This is a genomic window from Sphingomonas yabuuchiae (assembly GCF_014199595.1).
Classification (GTDB): Bacteria; Pseudomonadota; Alphaproteobacteria; order Sphingomonadales; family Sphingomonadaceae; genus Sphingomonas; species Sphingomonas yabuuchiae.
Genome location: NZ_JACHNX010000007.1, coordinates 63,162 through 82,616, shown reverse-complemented (window position 1 = coordinate 82,616; position 19,455 = coordinate 63,162). Strand labels below are relative to the sequence as shown.

General features: G+C 67.7%; 14 protein-coding genes. 7 read left to right on the top strand and 7 right to left on the bottom strand.

Annotated features, from left to right (window positions below; genetic code table 11):
- Positions 1 to 156: 156 nt before the first annotated feature.
- Positions 157 to 1,566, bottom strand: coding sequence for a M20/M25/M40 family metallo-hydrolase (locus GGQ89_RS10460; RefSeq protein WP_184105736.1), 1,410 nt, complete (start codon positions 1,564 to 1,566; stop codon positions 157 to 159).
- A 247-nt stretch (positions 1,567 to 1,813) separates the two neighbouring features.
- Here GGQ89_RS10460 and GGQ89_RS10455 point away from each other — a divergent pair, with 247 nt between their 5' ends.
- Entirely contained in the window at positions 1,814 to 2,467 is a 654-nt protein-coding gene (locus GGQ89_RS10455; RefSeq protein ID WP_082442340.1) for a queuosine precursor transporter, read from the top strand.
- Between the two features lie 48 nt (positions 2,468 to 2,515).
- Positions 2,516 to 3,415, top strand: coding sequence for an acetylglutamate kinase (argB, locus tag GGQ89_RS10450; RefSeq protein ID WP_056438695.1), 900 nt, complete (start codon positions 2,516 to 2,518; stop codon positions 3,413 to 3,415).
- Positions 3,416 to 3,638: 223 nt separating this feature from the next.
- Here argB and GGQ89_RS10445 read toward each other — a convergent pair whose 3' ends face one another.
- The gene (locus GGQ89_RS10445) at positions 3,639 to 3,800 is read right to left on the bottom strand and encodes a DUF1674 domain-containing protein (RefSeq protein WP_076714385.1); all 162 of its coding nucleotides are present in this window, start codon (positions 3,798 to 3,800) and stop codon (positions 3,639 to 3,641) included.
- A 68-nt stretch (positions 3,801 to 3,868) separates the two neighbouring features.
- On the opposite strand from GGQ89_RS10445, the gene GGQ89_RS10440 reads away from it, so the two are divergent.
- The 4 genes from GGQ89_RS10440 (at position 3,869) to purH (ending at position 9,703) form a co-directional block, all read left to right on the top strand.
- Positions 3,869 to 5,212, top strand: coding sequence for an RsmB/NOP family class I SAM-dependent RNA methyltransferase (locus GGQ89_RS10440; RefSeq protein WP_380773353.1), 1,344 nt, complete (start codon positions 3,869 to 3,871; stop codon positions 5,210 to 5,212).
- Positions 5,213 to 5,245: 33 nt separating this feature from the next.
- On the top strand, positions 5,246 to 5,902 hold the full coding sequence (gene rpe, locus GGQ89_RS10435) for a ribulose-phosphate 3-epimerase (RefSeq protein ID WP_076714387.1): 657 nt from the start codon (positions 5,246 to 5,248) through the stop codon (positions 5,900 to 5,902).
- Between the two features lie 29 nt (positions 5,903 to 5,931).
- Positions 5,932 to 7,662, top strand: coding sequence for a heparinase II/III family protein (locus GGQ89_RS10430; RefSeq protein WP_244955776.1), 1,731 nt, complete (start codon positions 5,932 to 5,934; stop codon positions 7,660 to 7,662).
- 421 nt (positions 7,663 to 8,083) lie between these two features.
- Positions 8,084 to 9,703, top strand: a complete 1,620-nt coding sequence (gene purH, locus GGQ89_RS10425) for a bifunctional phosphoribosylaminoimidazolecarboxamide formyltransferase/IMP cyclohydrolase (RefSeq protein ID WP_056438687.1) — start codon at positions 8,084 to 8,086, stop codon at positions 9,701 to 9,703.
- A gap of 128 nt (positions 9,704 to 9,831) precedes the next feature.
- Here the strand turns inward: purH and GGQ89_RS10420 are convergent, their stop codons facing one another.
- The 4 genes from GGQ89_RS10420 to nadB form a co-directional block, all read right to left on the bottom strand.
- A complete protein-coding gene (locus GGQ89_RS10420; protein WP_184105734.1) occupies positions 9,832 to 11,346 on the bottom strand; it encodes a lipopolysaccharide biosynthesis protein in 1,515 nt (504 codons plus the stop codon).
- A gap of 154 nt (positions 11,347 to 11,500) precedes the next feature.
- Positions 11,501 to 14,275, bottom strand: a complete 2,775-nt coding sequence (gene polA, locus GGQ89_RS10415; RefSeq protein WP_184105733.1) for a DNA polymerase I — start codon at positions 14,273 to 14,275, stop codon at positions 11,501 to 11,503.
- Positions 14,276 to 14,739: 464 nt separating this feature from the next.
- Positions 14,740 to 15,879: a serine hydrolase gene (locus GGQ89_RS10410; RefSeq protein WP_380773367.1), complete on the bottom strand. Its 1,140-nt coding sequence runs from the start codon at positions 15,877 to 15,879 to the stop codon at positions 14,740 to 14,742.
- 145 nt (positions 15,880 to 16,024) lie between these two features.
- A complete protein-coding gene (gene nadB / locus GGQ89_RS10405; RefSeq protein ID WP_184105731.1) occupies positions 16,025 to 17,602 on the bottom strand; it encodes an L-aspartate oxidase in 1,578 nt (525 codons plus the stop codon).
- 119 nt (positions 17,603 to 17,721) lie between these two features.
- Here nadB and GGQ89_RS10400 point away from each other — a divergent pair, with 119 nt between their 5' ends.
- Positions 17,722 to 18,471 carry an energy transducer TonB gene (locus GGQ89_RS10400; RefSeq protein ID WP_184105730.1) on the top strand — a complete coding sequence of 250 codons (750 nt, stop codon included), beginning with the start codon at positions 17,722 to 17,724 and terminating at the stop codon, positions 18,469 to 18,471.
- Positions 18,472 to 18,639: 168 nt separating this feature from the next.
- Here the strand turns inward: GGQ89_RS10400 and pdeM are convergent, their stop codons facing one another.
- A complete protein-coding gene (gene pdeM, locus GGQ89_RS10395; RefSeq protein ID WP_184105729.1) occupies positions 18,640 to 19,302 on the bottom strand; it encodes a ligase-associated DNA damage response endonuclease PdeM in 663 nt (220 codons plus the stop codon).
- Between the last annotated feature and the right edge of the window lie 153 nt (positions 19,303 to 19,455).

The following is a 19,455-nucleotide window of genomic DNA, read 5'->3' as shown; positions in this document are numbered from 1 at the left end:
CTCCCCTATCCGAGGGGCGGGGGAAGACAGGCCTATGGGCATGCCGACCCTGCCCGGATGTGCAAACCGTCGCACTCTCGGATGGGGAGCACACGCATCCCCCCTGGCTCGATGTGAAAAGCCGCCGCCCGCCGGGCACGGGCGGCGAGGTTTCACTCAATATGCATAAGCCTTCACCAGATCGTAGAGATAATCCCGCCCGTCATAGAGCGAGCTGACCCGAATCCGCTCGTTCAGGCCGTGGATGCCCGACATGTCCTTCTCGATGAAGATGCCCGGCGCGCCGTAAACGGGAATGCCGATCGTCTGGAAGAAGATGCCGTCGGTCGCCCCGGTGGACATCATCGGGACCAGCGGCACGCCGGGGAAGTGCTTGGCCGCCAGCGTCTTCATCGGGCCGATGATCTTCGGGTCCAGCTTGGGCGGAATCGCGGTCGGGCGCACCGGCTGGTTGGCGGTGACGGTGACCTTGGGACCTGCCAGTTCCTTCAGCCGGGCCAGCGTGCCGTCGACCGTCTCGCCGGGGAAGATGCGGCAGTTGATATTGGCGGTCGCGCGCTGGGGCAGGGCGTTTTCGGCATGGCCCGCCTGGAGGAGCGTCGCGACGCAGGTGGTGCGCAGCGTCGAGTGCAGCGCCTTGTCCTGGCTGACGATCGCATCCGCTGCCTTGTCCTCCGGATTGGCGAGCAGGCGGGTGATCGCATCGCCAAGCTGGCCGCCGACCTTCTGCGCGGTCGCGGTCAGGAAGGCGCGTGTGGTGTCGGTCAGGTGGATGGGAAACTCATAACCCTGCACCGCCTTCACCGCATCGGCGAGTTCGTAGATCGCGTTTTCCGGCGTCGGCTGCGAACTGTGCCCGCCCGGATTGGTGGCGAGGAAGGTATAGTTTTGCGCCGCTTTCTCGCCGACCTGCACCGCCAGCAACTCGCGCTTGCCGTCCGAATCGAGCCGCCCGCCGCCGCCCTCGTTCAGGACGAATTCGGCGGCGATCAGGTCGGGCTTGTTCTTGGCCAGCCATTCCGCGCCGTTGAAGGCGAAGGTCGTTTCCTCGCCACAGGTCAGCGCCATCTTGATCGTGCGCTTGGGCGGGGTCTTTTTCAGGCGGATCAGCGTGTCGGCCCAGACCGCGCTCATCGCCTTGTCGTCGACGGTGCCGCGTCCATAGAGGAAGCCGTCCTCCTCGATCAGCTTGAACGGATCGCGCGTCCAATCCTCGCGCTTGGCCTCGACCACGTCGAGATGGCCGAGCAGCAGCATCGGCTTCAGCTTCTTGTCGGTGCCGGGCAGGACCGCGACGATGCCGCCGTCCTTGGGATGTTCGGGCACCGAGAACAGGGTGATGTCGGCGTCCTTGTAGCCCGCCGCCTTCAGCCGGTCGGCGATCTGGCCCGCGGCCTGGGTGCAGCTGCCGACCGACAGGCTGGTGTTGGTTTCGACCAGCTGCTTGTACAGGTCGAAGAACGCCTTCTGATCGGGCCTCCCTTGCGCCGCCGCGATGCCGGGCAGCATCGCCCCGGGAATCGCCAGTGCCGCCGCCACCCCGCCGAGCCATTTTGCCAACCGCATGTGATCCCCCTCTTTTCTGTGTCGGCGGGGAATAGAGCCTGTCACGGGGTGCGGTGCAAGCGGTTGAGCTTGCCAATTCCTCCCCTGCAAGGGGAGGTGGCGCGCGCAGCGCGTCGGAGGGGTGTCTCGCTATCGAGAAGGGCGACACCCCTCCGTCAGGGCTTCGACCTGCCACCTCCCCTTGCAGGGGAGGGATGTGACGCCGCTAATCCTTTGCCCCGGATCGTTTTCGCGCTAGCAGTCGCCGATGGACCAGCCCGACATTTCCGCTCGCCCCCGCCTGATTTCGCCCTCGCTCTTTGCCCTGTCGATCTTCTATGGCGGCATGGTCTGTATTGCGGGCGTGCTGGGCAACAAGCAGGTGGCACTCGGCCCGCTGGCGGTCGAGGCGGGCATCTTCGCCTTCCTGCTGCTGGTCGTCACGTCGAGCGCGGTGGCCGAGCTGCACGGCCCCGCCACCGCCGGACGGCTGGTGCGGGTGGGCTTCGTGCCGCTGCTGGTGTCGCTGGTTCTCTCCTTCGTCGTCTACAAGCTGCCCGCCTCGCCGGAGATGATCCCGGCCAATCGCGATGCCATCCAGCTGGTGCTGGGATCGACCTGGCGGATCTGGATGGGGGGCATCGTCGCCTACGGCGTGTCGCAGACGCTGAACGTCACCATCTTCGCAGCCCTGAAAGGACGCGAGGGGAGCAAGCTGCTCTGGCTGCGCGCGGCGATCGCCAGCATGCTCAGCCAGGTGGTCGATACGCTGCTGTTCGTGACGATCGCCTTTTACGGCGAGTTTCCCGTCGGCCCGCTGATCGTGGGGCAGATGATCGCCAAGGTCACGCTGTCGGCGATCCTGGTGCCGCCGTTGATCTATGTCTTTGTGGGGCTGGGGCGGCGGCTGGACCGCGCCTGACCCATATTGCCGGTTTTCCCCGCTCCCGACCCGCGATAAAGGGCCGCCATGACCAACCACGATCCCGACGCCGCCCTGCTCGCCAAGGCCGAGACGCTGACCGAGGCGCTGCCCTATCTTCAGCGTTACGCGGGCAAGACCTTCGTGGTGAAATATGGCGGCCACGCCATGGGCGATCCCGAGCGGCAGCGCGACTTCGCCGAGGACATGGTGCTGCTGAAGGCGGTCGGCATCAACCCGGTCGTGGTCCATGGCGGCGGTCCGCAGATCGGCGCGATGCTGAAGCGCCTCGGCGTCGAATCGCAGTTCGTCAACGGCCTGCGCGTCACCGACCGCGAAACCGCGCAGATCGCCGAGATGGTGCTGGCGGGTTCGATCAACAAGGAAATCGTCAGCTGGATCTCCGCCGCCGGGGGCCGCGCGGTCGGCATCTCGGGCAAGGATGCGGGCCTCGTCATCGCCGAGAAGATCCAGGGGCGCGAGGCCGATCCGCTGAAGGGGATCGAGCGGCATGTCGACCTGGGCTTCGTCGGTGAGCCGGTCGCGGTCGACCCGCGCCTGATCGAAAGCCTGTGCGCCGACGGCATCATCCCGGTCATCGCGCCGGTCGCCATCGGGCTGGACGGGCATACCTATAACATCAACGCCGACACCATGGCGGGCGCGATCGCCGCGCGGCTGGGCGCGTCGCGCTTCTTCCTGCTGACCGATGTCGCGGGCGTGCTCGACAAGCAGGGCGAACTGATGACCGACCTGAACCCGGCCAGAATCGCGGAACTGCGCAGTGACGGGACGATTTCGGGGGGGATGATCCCCAAGCTGGAAACCTGCGTCAACGCGGTGGAAGCGGGCGTGGATGCGGCGGTGATCTTGGACGGGCGCGTGCCGCACGGGATGCTGCTGGAGATCTTTACCAAGCAGGGGGCGGGGACGCTCGTTCGGCGGTGATGGCCTCGGCCTGAGGTAGGGTTGGGGGTGTGGCCTTCGACTTCGCTCAGGCTGAACGGCGGTTGGGAAGGGTGTCCTTAGCTTCTGGCCGCTCCCCTCCCGCAGGCGGGAGGGGATGGGGGAGGGAAAGCCACAGGCGACAGGCTCTGCGAGGCTCCGTGCCCTCCCCAAACCCCTCCCGCTTGCGGGAGGGGCTTAAGAAGTAGGCGGGAGGGTCTCACCCTCAAAAATCGACCGCAACGCCCTTCAATTCCCAATCCCCATAGCGCACCGGATTCTTCCCCAACGGGTCGTCCTGCGGCTCCGGCTTGGCCTCGGGCTGCGGCACGGGCGGGTTCTGCGAGAGATAGGCGGGCGGCTTCACATGGTCGGGGCGCTGGCCCATGAGCGGTCCTTTCGACTAAGGGGACGGAATATTGCAGCCCATGTCGGGGCTGACAGGAGTTTTGCCAAGTGACACGTCCTCCCCAATCGCCGACCCGTGGCCGTCCCGATCGTCGTGGTGGCCCCAAGGGCGAGGACCGGCGCGGGCGGCAGCAGCGCCCGACCGAACCGCTGGGCACCGCGAGCCGCCGCGCCGCCATCCGCCTGCTCGACGCGGTGTTGCGCCGGGGCGAGCCGCTGGAGGCCGCACTCGCCTCGGCGACTCGTGCGCTGCCAGGCGGGCCTGACCGGGGTCTGGCGCACGCCATCGCGGCGGAGACGCTGCGCCGCCTGCCCGATCTCGACGCGCTGATCGACTCGGCGACCAAGCAGCGCCTGCCCGACGATGCCAAGGCGCGCTTCGCCCTGCGCATCGCGCTCGTCCAGGTGCTGGCGCTGGGCACGCCGCCGCACGCCGCCATCTCGACCGTGCTTCCGCTGGTCGATGGCGGCCCGCGCAAGCTGGTCCACGGCGTGTTCAGCACCATCACCAAGAGCGGCGTGCTGCTCCCCGAAATCCCCGCTCTGCCCGACACGACCGAGGCCCGTTGGGAAGAGAATTGGGGCGAGGAGATGGTCGAGGCCGCCGCCCATGCCATCGCCGCGCCGCCGCCGCTCGACCTGACTCTGGCCGATCCGTCCGCGACCGGGGAATGGGCGGAAAAGCTGGGCGGGATCAGCCTGTTGCCCGGTCATGTGCGTTTGCCTTCGGGCAATGCGGTGATGGAGTTGCAGGGTTTCGACGAGGGCGCCTGGTGGGTGCAGGACGTCGCCGCCTCGATCCCCGCACGGCTGCTGGGCGAGGGCAAGGGCCATGTGCTCGACCTGTGTGCCGCACCGGGTGGCAAGACGCTCCAGCTCGCCGCCGCCGGCTGGACCGTCACCGCGATCGACCAGTCCGAGTCGCGCCTTGCCCGACTCGCCGAGAATCTGGAGCGCACCAACCAGTCCGCCGAGGTCGTCACCGCCGACCTGCGCGAATGGAGCCCGAAGCAACCGGTCGATGCGATCCTGGTCGACGCGCCGTGCAGCGCCAGCGGCATCTTCCGCCGTCACCCGGACGTCCTCTACCGCGTCCGCCCCGCGATCATCGCCGAGATGGCCGCGTTGCAGCGCGTGATCCTGGCGCGCGCCGCCGACTGGCTGAAGCCCGGCGGGACCTTGGTCTATGCCACCTGCTCGCTGGAGCCCGAAGAGGGCGAGCGCCAGATCGCCGCCTTCCTGGCCGAGCGGCCCGATTATGCGCTGTCGCCGATCGCCGGCGAGTGGCCGGGGATCACCGAGGAGGGCACGATCCGCACCCTGCCGACGATGCTCGCAAAGGAAGGGCGGCTCGACGGGTTCTTCATCGCGCGGCTGCAACGCAAAGGCTGACTTGGGCGCGATATGGCGTTAAGGACAAATGCCATGCTCCCCGTCCGTATCGCACCCTCCATCCTGTCCGCCGATTTCGCCAAACTGGGCGAGGAAGTCCGGGCCATCGACGCCGCTGGTGCCGACTGGATCCATATCGATGTGATGGACGGGCATTTCGTGCCCAACATCACCATCGGCCCGGCGGTGGTGAGGGCGTTGCGCCCGCACACGACCAAGCCGTTCGACGTGCATCTGATGATCTCGCCGATCGACGCCTATCTCGACGCCTTTGCCGAGGCCGGGGCGGACACGATCACGGTCCATCCGGAGGCGGGGCCGCATATCCACCGCACGATCCAGCACATCAAGGGGCTGGGTAAGCGCGCCGGTGTCGTCCTGAACCCCGCCACGCCCGCCAAGATGCTGGATTACCTGATCGACATGGTCGACCTGGTCCTGGTGATGAGCGTGAACCCCGGCTTCGGCGGGCAGAGCTTCATCGAAAGCCAGCTCAAGAAGATTTCGGCGATCCGCAAGATGATCGAGCATTCGGGCCGCGCCATCGACCTGGAGGTGGATGGCGGGGTCGATCCGGCCTGGGCCAAGCGCTGTATCGAGGCCGGGGCCGATGCGCTGGTCGCGGGCACCGCCGCCTTCCGGGGTGGCCCGGAGCATTACGCCGCGAACATCGCCGCTCTGCGCGGTTGAGCGGGCCGTTGACTCAAATGCGCGATCGCATGGGGGCCGAAGAGGCCCGTATCGCCGCCGACAGCATCGAGGAAGGCAAACGCCTGGTCCGCGTCCAGAGCGGCGGCCTATCGCTCGCGGATCGGCTCAGCGAGCATCTTCACCGGCTGACCTGGCGCACGCCGCTGCATTCGCTGCGGCTGAAGGGGCGGCATCCACTCAAGCTGATGGCGGTGCCCGAGGACCCGGTGCTGGGCGATATCGAGCGCGGTCATGCGCTGCTCGGCGGGGTGCTCGACTGGCGGGGCGAGGAGCGCGGGGTCGAGTCGATCGATTTCGCCCGGCCCGACTGGTCGACGGGTTTTGCCGATCATCTGCACAGCTTCGCCTGGCTGCGCGACCTGTCGACCGTCGCGACCCGGGCGCAGGGTGCGCCGATCGCCGAGTATCTGATGGGCCGCTGGCTCGACGCCTTTGCCGAGACGGTCGATGCCGTCGCCTGGCGCCCCGATCTCTGGGGGCGGCGCATCCTGTTCTGGACCGCGCATGCGCCGCTGATCCTGTCGTCCGACGACCTCGTCTATCGCTCGCGCGTGCTCAACACGATGGCGCGGGGCGCGCGGCATCTCGATCGCGGCGCCGACAAGGCCCCGCCGGGCGTTGCGCGCATCGCGGCATGGTGCGGGGTGATCGCGGCCGGGCTGCTGCTGGCGGGTGGCGATCCGCGCCAGGCGTTCGGTGAGGCGGGGCTGGCCCGCGCGCTCGATACCGGGCTGTTTCCCGATGGCGGCGTCATCGCGCGCAGTCCGGCGGTACAGCTCGACGCGGTGATGCTGCTGACCATGATGCGCGAAGTCTATGACGCGCGCGGTCTGGCCTTTCCCGAACAATTCCAGACGCGGTTGCAGCGGATGATCTCCGCGCTGCTCGGCGTCATGCACGGCGACCGGGCGCTGTCGAGCTGGCAGGGCTCCGGCCCCGAAACGCCCGAGCGGATCGCGGCCGTGATCGAGGCATCGGGCGTGCGCACCCGGCCGCTGCGGCAGGCGGGCGATTGGGGCTATCAGCGGCTGGCGGCGGCGCAAGCGGTGCTGGTCATGGACGCCGCACCCCCACCGATCGCCCGCGCGATCGAGGGCGGCTGTGCCTCGACCCTGGCCTTCGAGTTTTCGGACGGCGCGCAGCGGATCGTCGTCAATTGCGGCGGCGCGCGCGCCACCGTGGCGCAGGTGCCCGCCAGCCTGGCCCATGGCCTGCGCACCACGGCGGCGCATTCGACGATGACGCTGGGCGACAGCAACTCCACCGCCATCCATGCCGACGGCACGCTGGGACGCGGCGTCGCCGAGGTGGAGCTCAGCCGCCAGGAGTCGGACGCGGCCAGCCGGATCGAGGCGAGCCATGACGGTTATGTCCGCCGCTATGGCTTCACCCATCGCCGCCAGCTCCTGCTGACCGGCGACGGGCGCGAACTGCGCGGCGAGGATGCGCTGCTGCCCGAGGGTCGCAAGCGGCAGGCGGGCAGCACGGTCTTCGCCCTGCGCTTCCATCTGGGCGACGGGGTGGAGGCGATGGTGACGGCCGAGAGCGGCCAGGCGATCCTGCGGCTGGAGGACGGCGCGCTGTGGCAGTTCCGCTGTCGCGGCGGCATGCTGGCCATCGAGGAGTCGCTGTGGATCGACGGCACCGGACGGCCGGTGGCGACGCAGCAGTTGGTCGTGACCGGCGAAACGCCTGCGGGCGGCGCGCATGTCAGCTGGGCATTCAAACGGGCGCTTTAAGGGGGGGTGTTCGCGCGGAGGCGCGGAGAACGCAGAGATGGCGGACTTGTAGCGCTGACAAGGCTTCCGCTCTGGCCGATTATTGATCCGAAGGATTCGCCACCGGGCAAAACCCCTCTGCGTTCTCCGCGCCTCCGCGCGAAAGATCAAATTCCTCCCCTGGAAGGGGAGGTGGCAGGGCGCAGCCCTGACGGAGGGGTGTCGCCCTCTCGATAGCGCTACACCCCTCCACCAGCTTTGCTGGTCCCCAGTGACAGGTCGATCATGCCCCCGGCATGATCTGGATTGCCTGGGAGGCAATCCACCTGCCACTCGTTGCAGGGGAGGAAAGGCGCATACCCCGAATCACATTTTGCGCTTCGGCGAATCGGAGTCTATCGGGTCCGCAAACTCCCCTTCAGCATGTAGGACCCGCTGCCCGATGGCCGTTTCGCTCCCCTCCGCTCCCTCCGTCGATCTGGTGCCGGTCCGCCGCGCGCTGCTGTCGGTGTCCGACAAGACCGGCGTCATCGACCTGGCCCGTGCGCTGGCCGAGCGCGGGGTCGACCTCGTCTCGACCGGCGGCACCGCCAAGGCGATCCGCGATGCGGGCCTGCCGGTGCGCGATATTTCCGAGGTCACCAACTTCCCCGAAATGATGGACGGCCGGGTCAAGACGCTGCACCCGATGGTGCATGGCGGCCTGCTCGCGGTGCGCGACGACCCCGCCCATGCCGCCGCGATGACCGAGCATGGCATCGGCGCGATCGACCTCGTGGTCGTCAACCTCTACCCCTTCCAGCAGACCGTCGCGAAGGGCGCGGAGCGTCCTGAGATCATCGAGAATATCGATATCGGCGGCCCGTCCATGGTCCGCTCGGCGGCCAAGAACCATGGCTATGTCTCGATCCTGACCGATCCGGCCGACTATGCCGACTTCCTCGCCGATCTGGCCGCCAATGACGGCGCCTCGACGTTGAAGACCCGCCAGCGCCTCGCCGCCAAGGCCTTCGCCGCCACCGCCGCCTATGACTCGGCGATCGCGCAGTGGTTCGGCTTCGTCGACCAGGGCGAGGCCTTCCCGGCGACCCTGCCGCTCGCCTTCACCAAGCATCCCGAAACGCTGCGCTATGGCGAGAACCCGCATCAGGTCGCCGCGCTCTACCTGCCGCAAAAGGGCGGTCAGGGCATCGCCCAGGCCGAACAGTTGCAGGGCAAGGCGCTGAGCTACAACAACCTCAACGACGCCGACGCCGCGCTGGAGCTGGTCAGCGAGTTCCTCGACGGTCCGCCGACCGTCGTGATCGTCAAGCACGCCAACCCCTGCGGCGTGGCGAGCGGTGACACGCTGCTGGAGGCCTATCAGGCGGCGTTCGCCTGCGACACGGTATCGGCGTTCGGCGGCATCATCGCCTGCAACCGCCCCCTCGACGCCGAGACGGCGGAAGCGATCTCGGGCATCTTCACCGAAGTGGTGGTGGCCCCGGACGCTTCGCCGGAAGCGCGTGAGATCTTCGCTAAGAAGAAGAATCTGCGCCTGCTGCTGTCGGGTGAGCTTCCCAACCCGGCGCGTCCCGGCCTGATGATGAAGTCGATCGCGGGTGGCCTGTTGGTCCAGAGCCGCGACAATGGCCGCCTGACCGACGACATGCTGAAGGTCGTGACCAAGCGCGCGCCGACGGAGCAGGAACTGGCCGATTGCCGCTTCGCCTGGACGGTGGCCAAGCATGTGAAGTCGAACGCGATCGTCTATGCCAAGGGCGGCTCGACCGCCGGTGTCGGTGCGGGCCAGATGAACCGCCTGGAATCGGCGCGCATCGCGGCGTGGAAGGCCAAGGATGCTGCCGAGAAGGCGGGCTGGGCGGAACCCCGCACCATCGGTTCGGCGGTCGCGTCGGACGCCTTCTTCCCCTTCGCCGACGGCCTGCTCGCCGCGGTCGAGGCGGGCGCGACGGCGGTGATTCAGCCGGGCGGCTCGATCCGCGACGACGAGGTCATCGCGGCGGCGGACGAGGCGGGCCTGGCGATGGTCTTCACCGGCATGCGCCACTTCCGGCATTAAGTTCACTTCCTCCCCTGTAGGGGGAGGGGGACCGCCGCGAAGCGGTGGTGGAGGGGTGTCCCCGCCGATGGTGACACCCCTCCGTCAGTCCTTCGGACTGCCACCTCCCCTTGCTGGGGAGGAAAAGGTTACCGTGTGATCCCGCCCGCATTGGGCAGCGTCGCCTCCTCCACGCTCGGCGCCTTGCCGAACAGCGCCCGGTCCGCCGGACCGAAGGCCCAGCGCCACAGCACCAGCAGATAGGTCGCCGCGATGGCGGGCTCGCCAAACAGCAGTTCGGCCCATTCCAGCCGCTTGGGCAGCAGGGTGAACGCGCCCCCGACCACGACCGCCGCACCGGCCGCCCAAACCAAAGGCCAGCGGAACGGCGATACCGGCGCCTTCAATATGCCCGACAACACGCGCGCCTTGATGACCGAGGTCATGGTCACGCTCATGGCCAGTGCCACCGCCGGGCCCGCCGCCGCCCAGGTCTGTGGCCAGCCGAGCGCGCGCATCCCCAGGATCAGCGCGAAGCTCAGGCCGATCTGTACGCCCAGCATCGCGATCGAGATCATCAGGTTGCGGTGCCGCGCTGTATAGACCAGCGCCGATTCACATACCGCGCCGGTCGAGGCCAGCACCTCGGCGAACAGCAGGAAGGCGAGGGCGGCGGTGCCCGACACGAATTGCGGGCCGACCACGCCCATCACGCCTTCGCCCGGTATCGAGCCCATCAGCGCCAGGCACCCCTGCGCCGCCATGATCCAGAAAGCGACCTGCCGCACCTGCCGCGCGATCGCGCCCATGTCGCCATTGGCCAGGCTCTGGGTGATGACGGGGCCCAGGATCGGGTCGAAACTGGTCTTGAGCTTCTGCGGCAGCGAAGCGACCTGCTGCGCCATGTAATAGATGCCGACGATGCGCGGTTCGAACATCACGCCCAGGATAAATCGGTCGACATTGCGCGTGCCCCATTCCAGCGCGTCCGCCCCCGCCAGCGGCGCATTGGCGCGGGCCAGCGCGAAGACGCGGGCGAGACGCGGGCTCCACCCCTGCGGCAGGCCATAGCTGCGCAGGAACGGCACCAGGCTGGCGATCAGCGCCGCCGTCATCGACGCGACATAGGACAGGACGAGGCCGTCGCGGATGGTGAAGAAGGAAAAGACCCAGGCGGCGATCGAGATCGTCCAGGGTTCGATCACCGCACGCGCGGTGACGGTCGCCTTGACGTTGTGGCGATAGGCGAGCGCGGCGAGACTGACATCGGACCAGGCGATGGCGACGATGATGCAGGGCAGCCACCGGTCCAGCCCGGTGATCGCGCTATTGGGGTAGAGAAGCTCGGGAAAGCTCCACAGCACCGCACTGGCCGCCACCGAGGCGAGGAAGGCGAGCGCCATTGCGTCCCAGACGACATGGACATGCGGCCGATCGGTGGAGGCCAGTGCCTGTGCCAGCCCGCGCTTCATGCCCAATGTCGCGACCAGCGCCGCCAGTTCGACGACGACCACGGCAATGGCGAAGCGCCCGACCAGATCGGGGCCATAGATGCGGCCTGCGATGAACAGGAAGGGAATGCGCGCCGCCAGCCGCAGGACGAAGCCCGCGATATTGGTCCGCCCGCCCTTGGCCAGCGCGTCGATGTCCTGGGTCTGGGCCATCAGTGGGCGCAGTGCCCCGAAATCGGCCGGAGGCCTGACGGAGGGGTGTCACCGGCCGCGAGGTTGGGCCGAGCTGTCCCCCCATCATGGCTATCGCCATGGTCCCCCTCCCCAAGCGGCGCTTGGGGAGGAATGGGGGTGAGGGAAGCGTGGATCAATGTGCCGCGCCCCAGCTCTTGCCGAAGCCGATCTCGACGCCCAGCGGCACCGACAGCGACACCGCCGGTTCGGCCGCGCCGGCCATCACCTCGCGGATGACCGCGCCCGCCGCCTCGGCATCCGCCTCGGGCGCTTCGAACACCAGTTCGTCATGCACCTGCAACAGCATCCGCACATGGCTCAGGCCAGCGGCGGCGAGGGCGGGTTCCATGCGGACCATGGCGCGCTTGATGATGTCGGCGCTGGTCCCCTGGATCGGCGCGTTGATCGCGGCGCGCTCGGCCCCCTGGCGCTCGCCCTGATTGCGCGAGGCGATGCGGGGGAAATGCGTCTTGCGGCCGAACAGCGTCTCGGTGAAGCCCTTCTCGCGCACGCTCGACAGCGTCTCGGCGATATAGCGGTTGATGCCGGGGAAACGTTCGAAATAGCGGTCGATCATCGACTGCGCCTCGTCCGCCGACACGTCGAGCCGCCCCGCCAGGCCCCAGCGCGAAATGCCGTAGAGGATGGCGAAGTTGATCGTCTTGGCGCGCCCGCGCGTGTCGCGATTGACCTCGCCGAACAGCTCCATCGCGGTCAGGCTGTGGATGTCGTCGCCATTGGCAAAGGCATCACGCAGCGCGGGCACGTCGGCCATATGCGCGGCCAGCCGCAACTCGATCTGCGAATAGTCGGCGGCGATCAGGACATGGCCGTCCTCGGCGATGAACGCCTCGCGCAACTGCCGCCCGACCTCGGTGCGGATCGGGATGTTCTGAAGGTTCGGCTCGGTCGAGGACAGGCGGCCGGTCTGTGCGCCGGTCAGGCTGTAGCTGGTGTGGACGCGGCCGGTCTTGGGGTTGATCTGCGCCTGGAGCGCGTCGGTATAGGTGCTCTTCAGCTTGGAGAGCTGGCGCCATTCCAGGATCTTGCGCACGATCTCCGCCGCTTCGCCGCCGTCACGGGCAAGCCGTTCGAGTTCGGTCACGTCGGTCGAATAGACGCCCGACTTGCCCTTGCGCCCGCCCTTCAGGCCGAGGCGGTCGAACAGGATCTCGCCGAGCTGCTTGGGGCTGCCGATGGTGAAGGGGGTGCCCGCCATCGCATGGATCTCGCCCTCCAGCGCGGCAATCTGTCCGGCGAATTCGGTGGAGAGTTGCGAGAGGCGGTCGCGATCGACCTTGATCCCGCGCCGCTCCATGCCCGCGATCACGGGGACGAGCGGGCGGTCGACCATCTCGTAGACGCGCGTCGCCTGCTCCATCGGCAGCCGCGCCTTGAACCGCTTCCACAGCCGCAGCGTGACGTCGGCGTCCTCGGCGGCGTAGCGGGTGGCGAGTTTGAGATCGACCTCATGGAAGCCGAGCTGTTTCTTGCCGGTGCCGACCACCTCCTTGAAGGCGAGGCAGGTGTGCGACAGGTGCGTCGCGGCCAGCTCGTCCATGCCGTGGCCGTGAAGCCCCGCATCGAGATCGAAGCTCAAGACGATCGTGTCGTCATGCGGCGCGACGGCGATGCCGCGCTCGCCCAGCACGATCATGTCGAATTTCAGGTTCTGGCCGATCTTCAGGACCGACGGGTCCTCGCACAGTGCCTTGATCCGCTCCAAGGCTTCGGCGACCGGAATCTGTACCGGCACCTCGGCCAGCAGGTCGGTGCCGCCATGGCCGAGCGGGATATAACACGCCTTGTTGGGCGCCAGGCACAGGCTGACCCCGACCAGTTCGGCCTGGGTCGCGTCGGTCGAGCTGGTCTCGGTATCGATCGCGACGAAGCCCTGATGACGCGCGTCGGCCACCCATTGGTCGAGCGTCGCCAAGTCCTGCACCGTGGTATAGCCGTCGAGATTGCACGGCTCGTCATCGTCCATCGGCGCGGCGGGCGCGGCTTCTCCGGCGGCGGGGGCGGGCGCGGCGTCGTCGGTGATCTGGCCCATCTTGGCGATCAGCGAGCGGAAGCCGTGATGCTCCAGAAACGCGCGCAAGGGCGCATCCGGGATGGTCGGATGCAGCGCCAGTTCCTCCAGCGGCTGCGGCAGCGGCGCGTTGCACTCCAGCGTGACCAGCCGCTTCGACAGCCGCGCATTCTCGGCATGTTCGATCAGGTTGTCGCGCAGCTTGCCCTTCTTCATCTCGGGCGCGGCGGCGAGGACGGATTCCAGGTCGCCATGCTCGACGATCAGCTTGGAGGCGGTCTTGGGGCCGACGCCCGGCACGCCCGGCACGTTATCGACGCTGTCGCCCATCAGCGCGAGCACATCGCCCAGCTGCTTCGGCCCGACGCCGAACTTCTCGACCACATAGGCCTCGCCCAGACGCCGGTTGTTCATCGTGTCGAGCATGTCGAGGCTGCCATCCTCGACCAGCTGCATCAGGTCCTTGTCGCCCGAGACGATCGTGACCTGCCACCCCTGCGCCATCGCGGCGCGGGCATAACAGGCGATCAGGTCGTCGGCCTCCAGCCCCATCTCCTCGATGCAGGGCAGCGAGAAGGCGCGGGTGGCGTCGCGGATCATCGGAAACTGGGGGACCAGATCGGGCGGGGGCGGGGGCCGGTGCGCCTTATACTGGTCGTACATTTCGTTGCGGAAGGTCTTGGACGACTTGTCGAGGACCACTGCCATATGGGTCGGCCCGTCAGCGGCGTTGATCTCGTCCACCAGCTTCCACAACATGGTGGTATAGCCGTACACCGCCCCCACCGGCTCGCCATGCTTGTTCGTCAGCGGCGGCAGGCGGTGATAGGCGCGGAAGATATAGCCGGAGCCGTCGACGAGATAGAGATGGGGCATATGCTCGCGGTTTAGCGGAACAGAGAGAGGGTAAACAGCCCCTGATCGCACGGCTTTTTGGCGGCTGTGGCCGATGGGTCACGCCATTGCGCGGTTTGTGGGTCGCCCATGAGTAAAGATGTAGAAACGCAGCTTTGCAGGTGATGACGGCGCACTGACCAAAACAAGCCCCTCCCCTTCAGGGGAGGGGTTGGGGTGGGGCCTCTCCATCAGCGTTGCGCCTGCGGAAAGGCCCCACCCCCGGCCCCTCCCCTAAAGGGGAGGGGTGATTCAAGATCGAGTTATTTTGTTCAAAATAATAGTAATTTAGCGGGATTGCTTGTTCAAAATCCTTATTGCTGCGCAAAGATTGCGTGCTGCTTCTTCCGGTTCGACAAACACATTCGATTATCGCACTGATGACCATTGGATATAATCGGTCAGAGGTTGGGAAACGCCAGTCATCTTGCGACAGTTGTACGCAATCAGTTCGCCACCGCCACCGGTCCTCTCGGCGGTCCCGCCGCATTGGCCACCGCCGCCGCGACGTTCTGGATCAGCTGTTGGCGCTTGCGGATATCCTCGATCGTGTCGCCGATCATCACCGCGATGGCGAAGCGGCGGCCGTCGGGAGCGGTCAGCAGGCCGACATCGTTGAAGCCCGCATTGCGGCGGCCCAGATCCTGGCCGGTGCCGGTCTTGTGCGCGATCTGCCAGCCACTCGGCACGGCGGCGCGCAGGCGGGCATGGCCGGTGCGCGAGGCCTCCATCGTGTCGATCAGGATGCGGGTCGAAGTTTCGGACAACAGCTCACCACGCGCCAGCCGGGCGAGCGCGTCGGCGATGGCGATGGGCGCGGCGCCATCGGGCGGATCGCTGACATAGGCGTCGAGCGCGGCCTTGCGTGCCGCCGGATCGAGCCGGTTGCGCGCCGCCTGGAACGCGCCCGCCGCCGCGAAGGCGGGCTGCCACGTCAGACCGGCCGTCTTCGCCTGGAGCAGCCGCTCGCCCGGGCCGAAGCGGATGTCGCCCAGCCGCTTGGCGGCGATCATCGCGCGCACCGCCTGCGGCCCGCCGACATAGGTCAGCAGCCGGTCGTTCGCGGTATTGTCGCTCATGGTGAGCGCGCGGTTCAGCAACTCGCCGACCGTGGTGTGATAGCCATCGCCCTTGACCAACATCGCGATCGGCTGGTGGAAGACGGTCAGGTCCTCGCGCCGCACGACGATCGGCTCGTCCAGCCGCGCCCGGCCCCGGTCGCGCAGGTCGAGCAGGGTGATTGCGACCCACAGCTTGGAGACGGATTGCTGCGGCAGGCGCTGGCGCCCGCCTACCTCGACGGTCCAGCCGTCATCGACCGCACGCACGGCAATGCCCTTCTTGCCCGCGAACGACGCGGAGAGGCGGTTGATCGTCGACACCAGCTCGGCAGGCGCAGCGGGCGCGCGGCTGGGGCGGGGCGGGGGGAGCGGCATCGACACCGAAACCTGGGGATCGGGCACGCTGGGAGCATGGGACGTCGCGCCAGGGCGTGAATCCGCCCCACAGCCTGCGAGCCCCAAGAGAAGAAACCCGGCAGGCCATGAACGCAGCCCACCGCTCGATACTCGCTTCGTCACCGCAATACCCCGCAACACAGGGGTATCCTTACGTGTTGACCGGGTGGGGGAAATCCCCGTGTCCGGGGCTTGCGACGAAAGGCCGCCCGCGCACGACAAGACGCGAAACATTCTAAATTCGTCCCTGCAAGGGGAGGAATCGGGGCTTGCCTCACGGAATCAGGATCGTGTCGACGGCCTCGTCCAGCGTCTCGGGGTAATCCAGCGTATAGTGCAAGCCCCGGCTCTCCTTGCGATGGAGCGCGCAGTTGACGATCAGTTCGGCGGTCTGGAGCAGGTTGCGCAGCTCGATCAGGTCGGGCGTGACGCGGAAATGGCCATAATAGTCGTTCACCTCGTCGGTCAGCATGCGGATGCGATGCTGCGCGCGCTCCAGCCGCTTGGTGGTGCGCACAATGCCGACATAATTCCACATGAAGCGGCGGATTTCGGTCCAGTTCTGCTTGATGACCACCTCCTCGTCCGAATCGGTGACTCGGCTTTCGTCCCAGGGGCGGATGGCGGGCGGTGGGGGCAGATCGTCCCAATGCTGCGCGATATGGTTGGCGCATGCCTCGCCATAGACGAAGCATTCGAGCAGCGAGTTGGAGGCCAGCCGGTTCGCGCCGTGCAGGCCGGACTGGGTGACCTCGCCCGCCGCATAGAGACCGGGCAGGTCGGTGCGCCCGTCGCGGTCCACGATGACGCCGCCACAGGTGTAGTGCTGGGCGGGGACGACCGGGATCGGCTGCACCGTCATGTCGATGCCGAGCGAAAGCAGCTTTTCGTGGATGTTGGGGAAATGCTCGCGGACAAAGGCGGGCGGCTGGTGGCTGATGTCGAGATGGACATAGTCCAGGCCCAGCCGCTTGATCTCATGGTCGATCGCGCGCGCTACGATGTCGCGCGGCGCCAGTTCGGCGCGCGGGTCGAGGTCGGGCATGAAGCGATGCCCGGTCTCGGGGATCTTCAAGTGTCCGCCCTCGCCGCGAACCGCCTCGGTAATCAGGAAATTCTTGACCTGGGTGTTGTAGAGGCAGGTCGGGTGGAACTGCATGAACTCCATGTTGGAGACGCGCGCCCCTGCCCGCCAGGCCATGGCGATGCCGTCGCCCGTCGCCCCCTTGGGCGCGGTCGAGAATTGATAGGTGCGACCCGCCCCGCCGGTCGCCAGGATCGTCGCGCGCGCCTTGTGCAGCACCACGCGGCCGGTCCGCCGGTCGACGGCATAGATGCCCCAGACATGGCCCGCCCCCGAATAGCGCATCTCGTGGCGGCTGGTCGCCAGGTCGATCGCGACCTGATCGGGGACCATGTTGATATTGGGATGCGCGTCCGCCGCCTTCAGCAGCGCGTCGAGCACCGCCCAGCCGGTCGCGTCCGCGACATGCACGATGCGGCGATGCGAATGCCCGCCCTCGCGCGTCAGGTGCAGCATATTGCCCTCGGTCGCGAAGGGCACGCCCAGCTTCTGGAGCCGCTCGATGGCGGCGGGGGCGTTCTCGACGACGAACTCGACGGTGGCGCGGTCGTTCAGGCCCGCACCCGCGACCATCGTATCCTCGATATGGCTGTCGAACGTGTCGCCGGGTTCGAGGACGGCGGCGATGCCCCCCTGCGCCCAGGCGGTTGAGCCCTCGTTCATCTTGCCCTTGGCCAGAACCGTGACCTTGAAACGGTCGGCCAGGTTCAGCGCGGCGGTCAGCCCGGCCGCGCCCGATCCGACGATCAGGATATCGGATTCGGTCATGCGCGGGCTCCTTCTGGCGCGGATCGGGGTTGCATGACGGTCCTGTGGCACGGACGCGGGGCGGGGGACAGGGGGTTAAGCGGCTTGCGGGCGGGGGCGGGCCTTCCCACCTGTCCTCCATGACGCTGGCCCGGCCCGATTGGCGCGACCGTCTGCGCGCAGCCATTCCCACGGCGCTGATCGTGGGGGGCATGGGCTATGCGCTGATCGTCGGGCTGGGCTTTGCGCCGACCCTGCCGATCCCGGCCGAGGCGCTGGACAGTTTCGACGTGCGCCCGCCCGCACCGCCCCCGCCGCCGCGCATCCAGCCCAAGCGGGTCCAGACCCACCGCCCGCGCGGTGCCGCCGCGCCGCCCAATCTCCGGTCGCAGGCGACGCAGGTGGTCGCACCGCCGCCGGTGGTCGTGCTGCCGCCCGTCTCGCCGGTGATCGCCGCGCCGGTCGCGGGCACCGGCTCGCAGGCCAGCCAGGGGGCCTCGGACAAGCCCGGTCCCGGCACCGGTGCGGGCGGGATCGGCAATGGCACGGGCAGCGGCGGGTCGGGCGATGGCGACGGTTATGGCGACGAAACCCCGCCGCGCCGGATCAAGGGCCGCATCAAGGACTCCGACTATCCCCGCGAAGCCGCCGAGGCGGGGGTGAGCGGCAGCGTGACGGTGCGCTATTTCGTCAATGTCGACGGCCGGGTCAGCGGCTGCGTCGTGACCCGCAGCAGCGGCAACCGCGCGCTGGACGAGACGACGTGCAGCCTGATCGAGAAACGCTATCGCTACGACCCGTCACGCGATGCCGACGGGCGGCCGGTGCGCTCGATCATCGTCGTCAGCCAGGATTGGATCCTGGAGCGCGAGCCACCGGAGGGGCGGTAAAGGCCGATTTTTTGTTCACGCGAAGACGCGGAGGCGCGAAGAGGGCGTCCTGCTTGGCGAAGCCCGTCATTCATCATAGGCTTTAGATGATAAGGCCGCTCGCGCGGCAAGTTGTTCATCTTCGCGCCTTCGTGTCTTCGCGTGAACAATCTTTATATGTTCAAACGATCACGCCGCGACGGGAAAGCGCAGCATCCGGTCGCGCACCGGCACCAGAGCTTCGGCGGGGCGGCCGACGGCCTGGCGCAGGGCGGGGTGGTCCACGTCCAGCCCGCCGGTCAGCGCGCCGAAGGCGGGCAGGATCAGCTTGTTCGCCGTGCCCACGAAGCAGCGCCGCGCGACCAGCTTGCCGCGCACCCGCAGCCGCAGCTTGGGATGGAAATGCCCCGACAGTTCGGGGCGTGTCTCGGCCTGATCGGCTTCGTGGCGCAGGACGAGGCCATCGACCGCCGCCTCCTCGGTCACCGCGCCGCCGCAGCGATCGCGCATCACCGGATCGTGGTTGCCGGTGATCCATGTCCAGGCGGTCGAGCCGGTCAGCGCCAGCAGCATCGCCCGCGCCTCCGGTAGCAGCCGGTCGCAGCCATCCACGTCATGGAAACTGTCGCCCAGGCACCAGACCTCCCGCGCCCCCGTCCGCGTGACGATCGCGGTCAGTTCGCTGAGCGTCGCCAGCGAGTCGTACGGCGGCAGCATCTGTCCGCCGCCCGCATACCAGCTTGCCTTTTCCAGATGGAGATCGGCGACCAGCAACGCCCCCCGCGCAGGCCAGTAGAGTGCGCCATCGGCCAGCGCCTGGAATGCATGATCGCCGAACGAAAAGGGAACCATTTCACGCCCATGCGCTTGACGCCTGGCAATATCAAGCGTTTGCAAACGGTCGCCGAAAGCCCTTGCGTCAGGCGCGCATAAGCGTAAAGCGCGCCGTCCTTTTGGCACAGGGGGTTCCGGTGGGCATGACGGGGACGGCAACCGACATGAGGG